The 14,047-nt window shown below is 68.4% G+C and carries 13 protein-coding genes; 1 reads left to right on the forward strand and 12 read right to left on the reverse strand.

Annotated features, from left to right (window positions below; all coding sequences use genetic code 11):
- Window positions 1-58: 58 nt before the first annotated feature.
- The 12 genes from AB0I79_RS29580 to AB0I79_RS29635 all read right to left on the reverse strand — a co-directional run bounded on the left by AB0I79_RS29580 (window position 59) and on the right by AB0I79_RS29635 (window position 13,116).
- A complete protein-coding gene (locus AB0I79_RS29580; RefSeq protein ID WP_357879446.1) occupies window positions 59-874 on the reverse strand; it encodes an enoyl-CoA hydratase/isomerase family protein in 816 nt (271 codons plus the stop codon).
- A 127-nt stretch (window positions 875-1,001) separates the two neighbouring features.
- Window positions 1,002-1,217 (reverse strand): helix-turn-helix domain-containing protein, encoded by a 216-nt coding sequence (locus AB0I79_RS29585; protein ID WP_020547488.1) that lies wholly within the window; start codon window positions 1,215-1,217, stop codon window positions 1,002-1,004.
- Between the two features lie 113 nt (window positions 1,218-1,330).
- Window positions 1,331-2,929: an ABC-F family ATP-binding cassette domain-containing protein gene (locus AB0I79_RS29590; RefSeq protein ID WP_357879449.1), complete on the reverse strand. Its 1,599-nt coding sequence runs from the start codon at window positions 2,927-2,929 to the stop codon at window positions 1,331-1,333.
- A gap of 125 nt (window positions 2,930-3,054) precedes the next feature.
- Window positions 3,055-5,631 carry a Tat pathway signal sequence domain protein gene (locus tag AB0I79_RS29595; protein ID WP_357879452.1) on the reverse strand — a complete coding sequence of 859 codons (2,577 nt, stop codon included), beginning with the start codon at window positions 5,629-5,631 and terminating at the stop codon, window positions 3,055-3,057.
- Complete coding sequence (locus tag AB0I79_RS29600) at window positions 5,628-6,251, reverse strand: rhamnogalacturonan acetylesterase (RefSeq protein ID WP_357879455.1); 624 nt, start codon at window positions 6,249-6,251, stop codon at window positions 5,628-5,630. The genes AB0I79_RS29595 and AB0I79_RS29600 overlap by 4 nt, the downstream gene beginning before the upstream one ends.
- Window positions 6,248-7,159: a carbohydrate ABC transporter permease gene (locus AB0I79_RS29605; RefSeq protein ID WP_357879458.1), complete on the reverse strand. Its 912-nt coding sequence runs from the start codon at window positions 7,157-7,159 to the stop codon at window positions 6,248-6,250. Before AB0I79_RS29605 ends, AB0I79_RS29600 begins: the two co-directional genes overlap by 4 nt.
- 12 nt (window positions 7,160-7,171) lie before the next feature.
- Complete coding sequence (locus tag AB0I79_RS29610) at window positions 7,172-8,149, reverse strand: ABC transporter permease subunit (protein ID WP_357879461.1); 978 nt, start codon at window positions 8,147-8,149, stop codon at window positions 7,172-7,174.
- Window positions 8,150-8,211: 62 nt separating this feature from the next.
- Window positions 8,212-9,648 carry an extracellular solute-binding protein gene (locus AB0I79_RS29615; RefSeq protein ID WP_357879464.1) on the reverse strand — a complete coding sequence of 479 codons (1,437 nt, stop codon included), beginning with the start codon at window positions 9,646-9,648 and terminating at the stop codon, window positions 8,212-8,214.
- Window positions 9,649-9,767: 119 nt separating this feature from the next.
- Window positions 9,768-10,397 (reverse strand): DUF624 domain-containing protein, encoded by a 630-nt coding sequence (locus AB0I79_RS29620; protein WP_357879467.1) that lies wholly within the window; start codon window positions 10,395-10,397, stop codon window positions 9,768-9,770.
- A 123-nt stretch (window positions 10,398-10,520) separates the two neighbouring features.
- Complete coding sequence (locus tag AB0I79_RS29625; protein ID WP_357879470.1) at window positions 10,521-11,177, reverse strand: DUF1961 family protein; 657 nt, start codon at window positions 11,175-11,177, stop codon at window positions 10,521-10,523.
- A 180-nt stretch (window positions 11,178-11,357) separates the two neighbouring features.
- A complete protein-coding gene (locus AB0I79_RS29630) occupies window positions 11,358-12,377 on the reverse strand; it encodes a LacI family DNA-binding transcriptional regulator (RefSeq protein WP_357879473.1) in 1,020 nt (339 codons plus the stop codon).
- 160 nt (window positions 12,378-12,537) lie between these two features.
- Complete coding sequence (locus AB0I79_RS29635) at window positions 12,538-13,116, reverse strand: TetR/AcrR family transcriptional regulator (RefSeq protein WP_357879476.1); 579 nt, start codon at window positions 13,114-13,116, stop codon at window positions 12,538-12,540.
- Between the two features lie 88 nt (window positions 13,117-13,204).
- Between AB0I79_RS29635 and AB0I79_RS29640 the strand changes: the two genes are divergently transcribed.
- Window positions 13,205-14,023 carry an NAD(P)H-binding protein gene (locus AB0I79_RS29640; RefSeq protein WP_357879479.1) on the forward strand — a complete coding sequence of 273 codons (819 nt, stop codon included), beginning with the start codon at window positions 13,205-13,207 and terminating at the stop codon, window positions 14,021-14,023.
- Window positions 14,024-14,047: the final 24 nt, after the last annotated feature.

Raw genomic sequence — 14,047 nt, forward strand, 5'->3', positions numbered from 1 at the left:
GCGGGCGACAGGCGCTCACCGCCGACGCACGTCAACCGCGGATTGCTTGACCGTTCAATCAGCCGAACAACGCCTTGATCCGCGCCGCCTGCTCGATCCCCTCGGCCACACTCTGCTCCTCCAGGGTGCGTGCCTGCGCCCCCTGGAGGAGTCGCTTGGTCGCCACGGCCGCGTCCCGGTTGGTGGACAGCAACTGCGCGGCCTTCTCACGTACCGCTTGATCCAGGTCGCCCCCGGCGACCACTCTCTCGGCGAGGCCGATGCGCATGGCCTCGTCGGCGTGCACGGTCCTGGCGGTCAGGCAGATGTCGATCGCCTTGGCCAGGCCCACCAGCTCGACCAGGGGCTTGGTCCCCGTCAGGTCGGGCACCAGGCCCAGTGCGGGCTCTTTCATGCAGAACGAGACGTCGTCGGCCACGATCCGCAGGTCACAGGCGAGCGCGAGCTGGAACCCCGCCCCGATCGCGTGCCCCTGCACTGCGGCGATGGAGACGATCTCCGGGCGGCGCAGCCACAGGAACCCCGCTTGGGCCTGCCTGATGCGCTGCTCGAAACCGGCGCCGTCGCTTCTGGCCGCCGAGCTGAAGGAGCCCTGTCCGGGCACCCCCTCAGGTGTGAACATTCGCAGGTCGATGCCTGCCGAGAAGGACGGTCCCTCACCTTTCACGACGACGACGCGCACCTGCTCGGGCAGGCTCTCGCCGATGCGAGCCAGTGCCGACCATGTCGCGAACGTCTGTGCGTTGCGCTTTTCCGGCCGGGCCAGCGTGATCGTCGCTATCTCACCGTCCACCTCGAAGCGGACTCCGCCCTCTGCCGTGGCAGGGCCGTCGTCCGTATACCCCCCGCGCTGTTGCGCCTGCGCTTCCGCCATCGCCCGCTCCTTGTCGTCGGACTGCTGCTGACCGTCGCGCCCGAGCCTACAGAATATCGTTCTGGCTCGGGCGCGACGGCGGCTGACTAGGGACGGGCGGCTGCGGTCGCACGTTCCGAGGCGGCCGTCAGCGCTTGGACTTGCCTCGGGTCGCCCCGCCGCGCCCGCGCAGAGTCACACCGGACTCGCTGAGGATGCGGTGGATGAACCCGTAAGACCGACCGGTCGAAGCGGCCAGGGCGCGAATGCTTTCGCCCGCGGCGTAGCGCTTCTTGAGATCGCCGGCCAGTTTTTCCCGGTCGGCCCCGGTGACCCGGGTGCCCTTCTTCAGTGTCTCGGCCACGAGTACCTCCTGTAGTGCCGGACTTCCGCAGCGTTACTCCGCCATGATCAGTCATTTCAGCGGGATCGGCTACCTACTCCACGGGAAAAGATCCGTACCCACTCAAATTAAGATCAGGCAAGTGCCACAAGATCGGAAAATTCGTCGCTCCACGCGTCTTCAGTTCCGTCAGGTAGCAAGATCACCCTATCCGGTGACAGGGCGTCAACGGCACCCTCGTCATGTGTGACTAGGACGATTGCTCCTGAATACGACCTCAGAGCGTTGAGAACCTGCTCGCGGCTGACCGGATCGAGGTTGTTCGTGGGCTCGTCGAGAAGGAGGACATTGGCACTGGAGAGCACCAAGATCGCAAGTGCGAGCCTGGTCTTCTCGCCACCGGACAGAACGCCGGCGGGCTTGTCGACGTCGTCACCGGTGAACAGGAACGAGCCGAGCACCTTGCGCAACTCGGTGTCGGTGAATTGGCCCCCGGCCGAGCGCATGTTCTCCAGAAGCGTACGATCGGCGTCGAGCGTCTCGTGCTCCTGGGCGTAGTAACCGACCTTGAGGCCGTGGCCCGGCTTCAGCTCTCCGGTGTCGGGCTCCTCCATGCCGCCGAGTATGCGCAGCAGCGTCGTCTTGCCCGCGCCGTTCAGGCCGAGGATGACGACCCGGTGACCTCGGTCGATGGCCACGTTGACGTCGGTGAAGACCTCCAGCGACCCGTACGACTTCGACAGCCCCTCGGCCATGAGCGGCGTGCGCCCGCACGGCTGCGGCTCGGGGAAGCGCAGCCGCGCCACCTTGTCGCTCTGCCGCTCCTCCTCGGTACCGGCCAGCAGGCGGTGCGCCCGGCGCATCATGTCCTGGGCGGCCTTGGCCTTGGTGGCCTTGGCGCGCATCTTGTCGGCCTGCGCCAGCAGCGCGCCGGCCTGTTTCTCGGCGTTGGCCCGCTCGCGCTTCCTGCGCTTCTCGTCGGTCTCCCGCTGGGCCAGGTACGCCTTCCAGCCGACGTTGTAGTGATCGATCACCGACCGGTTGGCGTCCAGGTGCAGGACCTTGTTGACCGTCGCTTCAAGAAGGCCGACGTCGTGGCTGATGATCACCAAGCCACCTTGATGACTGCGCAAAAAATCACGAAGCCACCCGATTGAGTCCGCATCTAGGTGGTTTGTGGGCTCGTCGAGAAGGAGAGTTTCCGCCCCGCTGAAAAGAATTCGCGCCAATTCCACGCGCCTGCGCTGGCCGCCGGAAAGCGTTTGCAACGGCTGCCCCAGCACCCGGTCGGGCAGGCCCAGGCTGGAGGCGATGGAGGCGGCCTCCGACTCGGCGGCGTACCCGCCCAGGACGTGCATCTGATCCTCGAGCCGCCCGTACCGCCTGACGGCCTTCTCCCTGGTGCGGTCGTCGGCGGAGGACATGCCGAGCTCCGCCTCGCGCAGCTTGCGGATGACCTCGTCGAGCCCGCGCGCCGACAGGATGCGGTCGCGGGCGAGGACCTGCAGGTCGCCGGTGCGCGGATCCTGGGGCAGGTAGCCGACGCTGCCGGTGGTGGTGACGGTGCCGGCGGCGGGTATGCCCTCACCCGCCAGCACCTTGGTCAGCGTCGTCTTGCCCGCGCCGTTGCGGCCGACGAGCCCGATTTTGTCGCCGGGATTGACCCGGAACGAGGCTTTCTCGATGAGCAGGCGCGCGCCCGCGCGCAGCTCGATATCATTAGCGATGATCATGGTGACCGGACAACTCCCGAGCTAGGAAACGAGGATTGGGCGTGCGCCGCCGGTCAATCGGGAGTATGCATACCGATCAGTGTAGGGCTCCCAGCGGGAGCCCCACCTCTTGTTGACGGCCGTCGTCAGGGCTTCGCCAGGTGCTCGCCGATCAGCACCAGGTTGTGGATGGCCGCCAGGCCGTACTGCGCGGCGCTGTTGGTGCTGACGAACGGCGCCTCGTGCACCGGGTGCGGCACCTCGGGCCCGTCCACCAGGGTCAGCTCCCACTTCTCCTGGTGCTGCAACGGATTGCGGTTGAGCTGGTCGCCCTCCCCCAGTCGGAACTTGCGCCACGCCCAGGCGGCCAGTTCGGCGTCCCCGGTGCGGGCCGCCGCGTACGCCGTGAGCCGGCTGTGCGCCTGGATCAGCGAGATCCCGCTCAGCCGCTGTCCCACCTCGGCCTCCTGCTGCTCCGGCGGCGCCAGGTAGAGCCGGCAGTACTCCAGCCACGCCTCCTCGAACCCGGGCACGCCCAGGTCGAGCGCGATCAGCTCCGCGCACATCTCCGGCAGCCCGAACAGCGACGACAGGTGCGAGATGGAGATCTGGTCACGGGAGGTGTCGAAGCGCCCGGTCTCCAGGTCCAGCCGGCCCTCGCCCGTCAGGAAGCGGCGCGGCATCGCGCCGATGTCGGCCATCGTGCCGAGCAGCCGGTCCCTGGCGCGCTCGTCGCCGTGCCGCTCCCACCTGGTCAGCCAGGCCGCCGCCAGCGAGCCCCAGTCGGTGCCGAGCCCGACCGACAGCGCGGACGGGTCGGGGGTGTAGACGTCCTCGCGGACCTTGCGCAGCGGGTCGATCGCCAGGAACGTCTCCTCGGGCACGCTGAGCTCGTCCATGAGGTCGCCGGTGCGCTCGTCGGCCGTCAGGTAGTAGTAGAAGCGCCGGTAGGCGGCGTTGGAGATGCGCAACTGCTTGCAGCTGCAGCCCCAGTGCTGCACGTTGTGGCGGCTGCCCAGGCCCTTCCACCTGCCGAGGTGGTAGACGTCCACCTCGCCGGTGTGGCGGGTCATCGACTCGGCGAAGCGGAAGACGTCGGCGCGGCCGGTGCGCAGGAACTGCAGCCACAGCCACAGGTCGGGCGACAGCTCCGAGTTGTCCCAGGCGTAGCCGCCGATGTCGTAGCGCCAGGTGTGCCGGTCCTCGTCGTAGGTGTGCATGACGTCGCCGTAGTCCCAGAACCCGTACCAGCGGCGCTGCTCGCGCTCGCGCACGTACAGGTCGAAGAGGAAGTCGAGGCGGTCCTCGATCTCGGCGTGCGCGGGGGTGGCGCGGTCGGGCAGGCCCCAGACGCCGAACACGCCCGCCTCGCGCACCCGCTCGGGGCTCGCGACCAGCAGCCCGGGCTCGTTCATGGCGGCGGCGTGCGCGGCCAGCTCGTGCGCGGCGGGCGTGGCGTCGTGGACGCGCAGGCTCAGCTCGTGCGTACGGGCGATGCCGCGCGGATCGCCGAAGCCGGGCTCGTAGTCCTCGTAGGTGATCTCCAGGCCTTCGAGCTGCTCCTCGAAGGTGTCCTGGCCCATGCCGTCGTGGTAGAAGCGCAGGTCCATGGCCGGGGCGGACGGCGACCACAGCCAGATGGTGGCGGTGGCGACGTCGGTGGCCGCGTTCCTGACGTCGAGGCGGGTGGGGTGCAGGCGCCAGAAGTCGCGCAGCCCGAAGCCGAGCCCGCCGCTGACGCCGCCGACGTAACCGTAGCCGTTCGAGCGGGCGCCGGCCGGGATCGTCACCCAGGCGTGGCCGTCCTTGGTGCGCTTGCGCAGCGTGTAGCCGTCGGCGGAGCTCTGGTCGAGGGTGTAGTCGTTCCAGGCGGGGATGAGGTGCAGGCGGCTCGCCACCTCGGGGGCGAGCTCGCCGGCCGGGCGGCCCTCGACCTGGGCGCGGCGGGCGGCCTCGCCGGGGTCGAGGCGCAGGCCGGTCAGCCCGCGCACGGCCTCGGTGAGGAAGCCGTCGCCGCCGGCCAGCCGCACGTGCCGGTCGTGCAGCTCGTCCCGCATGACCACGTCGGCGCGCAGGCCGAGCCCGGCCAGGAAGTCGCGCTCGGGGTCGCCGTCCCAGATGAAGGTGTGCAGGACGCGCACGTGCTCGGCGCCCGCGTGGAAGTACAGGCGCACGGTGAACGGCAGCCGGCCGCCGTGCCTGCCCTCCAGCCGGACGACCGCGCGCAGGGGTCCTTCCTGCTCGACCGTGACGCTCTCGACGACGCCCTCGGCCTGCTCGCGGGCCACGTGGCCGCCCTCGTCGGGGGTGGGCCCGTCCTGGTGGAGGCTGATCAGGCGCACGTCCCTGGCGATCTCGCGGCTCCCGCGCGAGATCGACCGCGCCACCGCGCCGCCGCCGATGCGCCAGGTGACGACGCCCGTGCTCACCACCAGGTCGCGGCCCTCGCGGGTGACGGTGACGGCGGTGCCGGGGGCGGCGGGCTGGCTCCCCGGTTCGAGCCGGTATCCCCTGGCGGCCGGTTGCGCGCCGATGGCGTGGGCGGTCCACTTGACGGAACCGTCCGGCCAGGTGGCGGTCACCCAGCTCTGCACCGGCACCTCGTGGCCGTCGCCGTCGGCCAGCGCGAACGGCGTGCCGCGCTCGACCGTGCCGCGTGGCCACGGGACTCCCCAGGTCACCCCCTGCTCTCCCGGTCGGTCCAGCCAGCGCAGCTCTGTCATGCGATCTCCTTCAGTCGCTCGGCGACGATGGCGGCCACCTCGTCGGCGCCGCGGAAGCAGAAGTGGGTGTCGTCGGCCACGCCGTCCGGGTAGAGGGGGTGCGTGCCGGGCGGGAAGTGGGTGAACAGGGCCTTCGAGCCCTCGGGGCCGAGGCGCTCGTACAGCTCGGTGGTGGCTCGCGTGAGGTCGATCAGCGGCACGTCCTCGGCGGCGGCCAGGTCGCGCACGCGGTCGGGGTAGTCGCCGTGCGTGGGCACCAGCCGCCCGCCGTCGAACCTGCGCCGCTGCACCGGCGTGCACAGCACCGCGAGCGCGCCCGCCCCGCGCGCCTCCTCGACGAAGGCGCGCAGGTTGTCGCGGTACGGCAGGCCGGGCTCCTTCTGGTCGTTGTGCCCGAACTGGATCACCACGACGTCGCCCGGCGAGGTCTCGCGCAGCAGCGCCGCCCACAGGCCCTCGGCGCGGTGGCTGGCCGTGGTGGCGCCGCCCTTGGCGAGGTTGCGCACCGGGCCGCCGACGTACGATCCGAGCTGCGCCCCCCATCCGGACATCGGCGCTTCGAAGGCCGGGCAGGAGGCGACCGTCGAGTCCCCCGCCAGCAGCACGGTGCGGCCGGTCACTCCTTGACGCCCCCGATCAGCACGCCCTTGGCGAAGTGCTTCTGCAGGAACGGGTAGAAGAACAGGATCGGCAGCGTCGCGATCACGATGATCGCGAACTTCACACCCTGCTCCGGCGGCACCCAGGTGCGGTCCATCTGCGACAGGGCGGCCGCGGGATCGGTGGCCACGAGCTGGCGGACGAGGATCTGCAGCGTCCACTTGTCCGGATCGGTGATGTACAACAGCGGCGACATGTAGTCGTTCCAGATCGCCACCGCGTAGAACAGCGCGAACGTCGCGATGATCGGCTTGGACAGCGGAAGGACGATCTTGAAGAAGACGCCCATCTCGTTGCAGCCGTCGATCCTGGCCGCCTCCTCCAGCGCCTGCGGCAGCTCCTGGAAGAAGCTCTTGACGATGATCAGATAGAACGGGTTGATCGCCAGTGGCAGGATCAGCGCCCAGTAGCTGTCGAGCATCCCCAGGTCGCGCACCACCAGATAGGTGGGGATCATGCCGCCGGTGAAGACCATCGTGAAGATGACCAGGTTCAGCACCAGGGTGCGGCCCGGCAGGTACCGCTTGGCCAGCGGGTAGGCCATGGTGAAGGTCAGCATCACCTGCACCACCATGCCGACCGCGGTCACGATGACGGTCGTGAGCAGGGAGCGGATGAAGGTGGGGGTGGCGAAGATGTACTCGTACGCCTCGGTGACGATCTTCTCCGGCCACAGGAAGAACGGCCTGGAGGCGATCTCCGGCTCGGTGGCGAACGACGCGGCCAGCACGTAGAGCAGCGGCAGCACCGTGATCAGCGCCAGGCCGACGAGCGCGACGACGTTGAGGGTGTCGAAGACGCGGCTGCCGGCGGAGCTGTTGTTGTTGACCGCGAGCTTCTTGGGCTTGGTCTCAGTCATAGTGGTCATGCCCGGGGCCCCCTAGAACAGTCCCCGCTGGCCCATGCGCTTGGCCAGCCAGTTGGAGCCGAAGATCAGGATGACGCCGGCCACGCCCTTGAACAGGCCGACGGCGGTGGAGTAGCTGAAGTTCCCGTTCTGGACGCCTGCGTAGTAGACGTAGGTGTCGAACACCTCGGCGACCCCGCGGTTCAGCGAGGTGGTCATCAGCCAGATCTGCTCGAAGCCGGAGTCCAGCAGGTTGCCGGAGGCGAGGATGGCCATGACGACGACCGTCGGGCGGATCGCGGGCAGCGTGACATGCCAGAGCTGGCGGAAGCGGCCGGCGCCGTCCATGCGGGCGGCCTCGTACAGGTTGGGATCCACGCCGGCCAGCGCGGCCAGGTAGATGATCGTGCCCCAGCCCGTCATCTTCCAGAGCTGCTGCAGGATGACGATCTCGCGGAACCACTGCTCCTGCGCCATGTAGTCGATCTTGGTGGTGTCGCCCAGCAGATCGCGCATCCAGGCGGCGATCACGCCGAAGTCGGCCGCGAACAGCACGTACGTCAGCGCCGCGACGATGGTCCACGACAGGAAGTGCGGAATGTAGATGAGCGACTGGATCGAGCGCTTGAGGATGTTGACCCTCAGCTCGTTCAGCATCAGCGCGACGATGACCGGCGCGGTGAAGACGAACAGGATGTGCAGCGCCGCCAGGATCAGCGTGTTGGCCAGCAGCCGGGCGAAGTCGGGCCCGGAGAAGAGCTGCTCGAAATGCTTGAAGCCGACCCAGGGGCTGCCCGAGTAGCCGAGGAACGGCAGGTAGTCCTGGAACGCGATCGTCACGCCGTACATCGGCAGGTACTTGAAGATCACGAAGTAGGCGACGCCCGGAAGGAGCATCAGGTAGAGCCAGCGATAACGCAGCACCGCCGTGCTGAGCGGCACCTTGTCCGCCCTCTTCGGCTTCTTCGCCTTGGGCGCCGCCTTCGGAGGCGTCGCCAGGTCGGTGGCCACAGCGGCCTCCTTTCGATGTGAGGGGCCCGGAAGGAGCCGGGCCCCTCACGCGGGGGGTCGTCCTACTTGGGGAGCTTGGCGAGCAGGTCGTTGACCTCGGTGATGATCTGGTCGCCGCCGCCGTCGTGCCACTTCTTGATCTCGGCCTTCAGGCCCGCCTCGTCGATCGCGCCCGAGAGGAACTTGACCCGCGCGTCACCGATGATCTTGTCGATCTGCGGGCCCTTCTCGATCTGCGCGGGAGCCACGACGGGCAGCGCGACGTTGTGCACCGCCGTCTTGAGGTCCTCCTCCACCAGCTGCTTCTGCTTGGCGATGATGTCCCGGTACGGCTGGCCGGGCGGGATGCGCTGGTAGGCGATGCCGCCGATGTCCATCGTGCCCTTGGTGCTGAGCTGCGTGAACGCGTCGTCCACGTTGTCCTGGACGGTCCTGACGGCGGGGTCGTCCACGTTGATCAGCGTGGCGGTGTCACCGTTCTCGACCTTGAAGTTGCGGCCCTCGATGCCGTTCTGCAGCAGGACCTGGCCTTCCTTGGTGGCCAGCTTGTCCAGCGTCTTCAGCACGTTGTCCAGCTCGGCCTCGGTCCGCACGCTCTGCTTGGAGATGGCCAGGGAGTCGGCGTAGCCGCTGAACGGGTAGGAGAACTTCTTGCCGTCGGAGCGCGCCAGGTTGCCGACCAAGGTGACCTTGTCACCGTAGTTCTTGTCGCCGTCCTCCCTGAACAGGTCGAGGACCTGGCGAGAGCGGATGTTGACGTCGATGATCATGCCGCCCCTGCCGAAGAAGAACGGCTCGTTCCATTTGGCGGTGTCGAGGGTGGCGAAGTCGGGGTTGACCAGGCCCTCGTCGACCATCTTCTTGAGGAACTTGTTGGCCTCGATGAACTCCGGCGTGTCGAAGCCGGGCACGACCTTGCCGTCGCGCTCGCCCCAGCCGGTCGGGGCGCCGAACCAGGTCTCGACCACGTCGTACGGGCTGGCGCTGGCGTAGGAGCTGGACGGCCACTTCGGGATGATGAGGCCGTAGGTGTCCTTCTTGCCGTTGCCGTCGGGGTCCTTCTCGGTGAACGCCTTGGCGACCTCGTAGAAGTCGTCGATCGTCTTCGGCTCCTCCAGGCCGACCTTCTCCAGCCAGTCCTTGCGGATCACGATCGCCGAGCGCAGCAGGGGCCGCATCCGGTAGAGGCCGTAGGTCTTGCCGTTGACGGAGGCGTTGAGCGCGGTCCGCTCGTCCGCCGGCTTGAGGTTCGGATACTTGTCCAGCTTGTCGGTCAAGTCCCAGAACGCCCCGGCCTGGGCGGACTTGACGAACGCCGGCATCTTCGGGTCCACGACCACGACCTGCGGAATGCTGTCCGAGGCCAGCGTGACGTTCATCTTCTCGGTGTACTCGGCGTTGGGGACCCAGGTGACCTTGATCTTCTTGCCGAGGAACTTCTCGATGGCCTGATGCAGCTCGCCGGTGGGCTCGGGCGCGGTGCCGAACAGCTTCGCCATGAAGGTGATCGTGTTCGGGTCGGACTGAGCCGCGTCGCCACCACCGGAGCAGGCCGAGGCGGTGAGAGCAGCCGTTAGCGTTAACACACCGGCGAGAAGCCGCCGACGACGGGATGCGCTCATGAGTTCCCTTTCGAATGCAAGCGCGCCTCGTTCTCCTGGAAGAAGCGCTGGCAGAGCCACGTGTTGAGATAGATCCACGCGCCGAAGCTGATCATCGGCGCCAGGAGCGGCGCCACCGAGGTCGCGTAGGCGATGGCTGAGAGCGCTAGCAGCAAGATCACGGACGACGCCGGACGCAGCAGCGCTAGTTGTGCCGCCTTGAGCCAGTAGGCCCACAGCGGCAGGTCGTAGTGCGCGTAAAGCGGCCCTACATGTGCCCCCACACCCGCCAGCACGATGAGTGCCACGAAACTGGCGATTCGCGGCGCTCCGTGGTCGGGACCCAGTGCGGAGAGGTAGAGGTAGTTGCCGACCAGCACGATGGCGGCGAGCACCGCCGGCAGGACCAGCAACGAGGCCCGGACGAACTCCCGTCGGTAGACGGTCCAGAATTCGCTCCAAGCCTGAAACGTTTCATTCCGGGCACGCCTCCGAGCCAGGGTGTAGGCGGCTACGGTAGCGGGCCCGAGCCCGAGAATCACGCCTCCCGCGAGGGTGAACACGAGCCAGATCAGGTTCAGGCGAGCCGCCCAGATGACCTCTGAGCAGGCAGCTTGAATCCTGATCGACATGGCGGGATGGTTCATCCGGCACCACCTTCTCGTGGCATGTGCACGGATACGGGGGTGGAGTATTGCACCGTGGTTCCTGCCCAGTTACAAGCGAGTGAACGGCGGTTGGTGCGAAATTAGTGTTGAATCGACTCAAAGTCAATGACGAGATACCCGGAGATTTGCGTACTCTCCGATCAGCGGAGCCATCTGCCGGAACCCGACCTTGCCTCCTGCCAGGGCCGGACCGCCGATCGACCCGTCGTCCTCCCAGCGGAACGAGACCAAATCGTTGATTGAGAACGCCACCGCTCCCCCCTTGACGTCGATCCGGATCGCGTAGGGACCGTCGGCGTCCAGCACGGCCGGCAGCGGGTCCGCACCCTGGGCGACCAGGTGGAAGCCATGGCTCTTGCGCAGGTTGCAGGTGTGCAGGGCGCGCTCCGAGGGCCACATGCGGCGGAAATAGGAGACGTGGTAGGCGTCGAGGTCGCCGTGGTGGTACTGGTCGTAGGGGCCGTTACGGGGCGCCAGGGCCGGGTCGAACAGGTCCTCGCCGTTCCTTCCGCGCGCGTGGAAGAACATGATCGCCAGCCCTGGCTCCCTGACCGGCCAGAAGTCCCACTCGATGCGGATGTCCTGCGGAAAGTCCTCCGGGCACCAGAGGACCAGATTGGCCGCCTGCCCGTCGGACGGGGGTCTGAGACTCTCCAGCCTGAGCCTGCCCTGGGGGAAGGACATGGCGCCGTCGCCTTCCATGCGGAAGCCGGCCAGGTCTTGAGGTGAGGACAGGCGGTTGGCGTAGAGAACTTCCATGAAGTACCCCTTCTGAGCTGCGGAAACTGTGACAGCCCACCGTCGGGCGCGCAGGCATGGCCGAACGTGCGCATGACAGGGCCGCCGACGCACCATCGCGGGAACGCGCCGCGTCGCGCCCGCGCGTTCGATCTCCGAAGGGGCATGCGGCACAGAACCCCTCGGGCGGAAATCCCCGGTTCAGGCGTCGCGACGCAACGCGCTGGATTCTCGAATCACCAGGTCAGGCTGGAAGATGACCTGCCGATGCCGATGCTGTTCAGGCTCGGCCACCTCCTCCAGCAACAGATCGATCGCGGTCCGCCCCAGCAACTCCCGGGGCTGCCTGATCGAGGACAGAGGCACGGCCGCCGCGGCCGCGAAGTCGATGTCGTCGTACCCGATGATCGCCAGATCCTCGGGCACCCGGAGCCCGTGCGAGGCCATGGCCTGTAAGAACCCCAGCGCCATCATGTCGTTGGCGCAGAAGGCGGCGGTGGGCCGCTCGTCGGGGGGCAGCGCCGCCACCCGCTCCCCGATGGCCCGCCCCTCCGCCACGGTGAGCGTGTGCGCGCTGGAGGTGAGCAGTTCGACGGCGCCGTCGGCGGCGGCGACGGCGCTGGTCACGCCCGCGTGCCGGTCGGCCACCTGTTTGATGGACATCGGCCCGCCGACGAACATGATCCGCCGGTGCCCGCGTTCGATGAGGTGGGCGCCGGCGATCTGCCCGCCCAGCCGGTCGTCGACGGCGACCGAGCACTGCAGCCCGGTCGCCGGGCTGTCGACCAGCACGACGGGGGTGCCGCGGGCGATCAGCTCCTCCACCCAGGGGCTCTCCATCTCGACAGGGGTGATCAGTATGCCCATCACCCGCTGCTGTTCGAGCTGGTCGAGGTGGCGGCGCTCGCGCCCCGTGTCACCGGCGCTGTTGCAGAGCACCACCATCGAGTCGTGGTCGTCGGCGACGGATTCCGCGCCCTGGGCCACGTCCACGAAGAACGGGTTGGACACGTCGAGCACGACGAGCCCGACCGTCCTGCTGCGGCCCACCCGCAGGTGGCGGGCCACCTCATTGCGGACGAAGCCAAGTTTCTTGATCGCTTCGAAGACGCGTTCGCGTGTGGCGGGGGACACGATCTCCGGGCGGTTGAGTACATTGCTCACCGTCCCCACCGAGACGCGCGCCAGCTGCGCGACCTCCTTGATGTTCCTGGTCGCCATCGATCCTCACGAGGCCGTGCTGCTGAAAGTACGGAATCCAGACTGATAAAGCGCAGGACCCGCTGCGTACGAAGAACCGCCAACCGCGGTTCACCGTGAACTTCGGCTCATCATAGCGGCATTCAAGATTCTTTTGAATCGTCTCAAAGACTCGGGGTGGTCACGCTCCGGAAGGCGTGGCGGCGCCCGCCTTCATGCCGTCGAGCATCAGGCGCAGGTATCGCCCCGGGTCGGCGGCCACCGGCGCGGGGAGCTGCTCGGGGTGGCAGGTGAAGACGTTCAGCAGGTGGATCAGATCCTCCACGCCGACGTCGGGCCGCATCGAGCCCTCGGCCTGCGCCCGCCGTACGAGCTCGGCGAACCGCTCCACCCAGCCCGCCCGCACCCCGGCGAACTCGGGCCGCTCCGCGATCGCCTCCGCCGGGAGTACGGCCAGCGCCGTGGACAGCGCGGTGCGGCCGGGCGCGGCGGCCCAGGAGATGAACTCCCAGATCGCGCCCCAGGCGTCGGCGGAGCGCAGGGCCGCGGCGTCCAGCGCCTCCGCCATCGTGTGGATGTAGTGGTGACCGACGGCCGCGATCAGCGCCTCGCGGTCGGGGAAGCGGCGATAGAGCGTGCCGACGCCGACGCCGGCGCGTTTGGCGATGGCCTCCATGGGGGCGTTGACGCCGCGCTCGGCCACGACCTCGGCGGCCGCCTCGACGATCTTGGTCAGGTTCCGCCTGGCATCCGCGCGCACGTACGACTCCCAAGTGGACGACGAGATTCCGCTTAGTGTACCGTCGGGCAACCGGAATGCGATCGTCCACTTATCGTAGGAGGTCCCCGTGATCGTGGTAACCGGCGCCACCGGGTCCATCGGCCGCGCCCTTGTCGAGCGCCTGCGCGGCCACGACGTGCTGGCCGCCGTTCGCCGCCCTGCCGACGAGCTCGCCGCCCCTTACGCCTTGGCCGACTTCGAGCGCCCCGAGAGCATCGGCGAGCTGCTCTCCCCCGGCGACCGGCTCTTCCTCAACAGCTCCCTCTGGCCCGGCTTCGCCGACGCGCACCGCGCCGTCATCGACCTGGCCGCCCGGGCGGGCGTGGCACAGATCGTCGCGCTGTCGGTACGGGACGCCGCCCCCGGCTCCAGGCTCGGCTGGGGCATGCACGGCGTGGTGGACGCCCATCTACGCGAATCGGGCGTGCCCTGGGCGGTCCTGCAGCCGAGCGGCTTCATGCAGAACCTGCCGGGCGAGTTCGGCACCGGCACCATGTACGGCTCCTACGGCACCGGCCTGGTCAACTACATCGACACCCGCGACATCGCCGACGTCGCCGCCACCCTGCTGACCGGCCCCGTCGGTCAGGGCGGCGACTACGTGCTGAGCGGACCGGAGTCCCTGTCACACGACCGGATCGCCGAACGGATCACCGAGGTGACCGGCCGCGACGTCCGCTACGTGGACCTGACCGTCCCGGAGATGACCGCCCATCTGGAACGTCAGGGCCTTCCCGGCCCGCGGGCCGCCGAACTGGCCGTGCTCATGGCCGAGACCGGCGACGGGCGCTGGGCGCCGGCCACGGACACGGTGATGGAGCTGACCGGCCGTCCGCCCCGCTCGCTGGCGGACTTCCTCACCGACCACAAGGACGCGTTCGCCTGAGCCGCCTCAGACGAAGCCCCCGAC

Origin of the sequence: Nonomuraea sp. NPDC050202 (genome assembly GCF_040656115.1) — a bacterium.
In the GTDB taxonomy this organism is placed as follows: Bacteria; Actinomycetota; Actinomycetes; order Streptosporangiales; family Streptosporangiaceae; genus Nonomuraea.

Bases quoted from the DNA above. Each gene is read 5' to 3' on its own strand.
- AB0I79_RS29580 (WP_357879446.1), bottom strand. From the start codon at position 874: ATGGCGGAAGCGCAGGCGCAACAGCGCGGGGGGTATACGGACGACGGC.
- AB0I79_RS29590 (WP_357879449.1), bottom strand. From the start codon at position 2,929: ATGATCATCGCTAATGATATCGAGCTGCGCGCGGGCGCGCGCCTGCTC.
- AB0I79_RS29595 (WP_357879452.1), bottom strand. From the start codon at position 5,631: ATGACAGAGCTGCGCTGGCTGGACCGACCGGGAGAGCAGGGGGTGACC.
- AB0I79_RS29605 (WP_357879458.1), bottom strand. From the start codon at position 7,159: ATGACCACTATGACTGAGACCAAGCCCAAGAAGCTCGCGGTCAACAAC.
- AB0I79_RS29615 (WP_357879464.1), bottom strand. From the start codon at position 9,648: ATGGCGAAGCTGTTCGGCACCGCGCCCGAGCCCACCGGCGAGCTGCAT.
- AB0I79_RS29620 (WP_357879467.1), bottom strand. From the start codon at position 10,397: ATGAACCATCCCGCCATGTCGATCAGGATTCAAGCTGCCTGCTCAGAG.
- AB0I79_RS29625 (WP_357879470.1), bottom strand. From the start codon at position 11,177: ATGGAAGTTCTCTACGCCAACCGCCTGTCCTCACCTCAAGACCTGGCC.
- AB0I79_RS29630 (WP_357879473.1), bottom strand. From the start codon at position 12,377: ATGGCGACCAGGAACATCAAGGAGGTCGCGCAGCTGGCGCGCGTCTCG.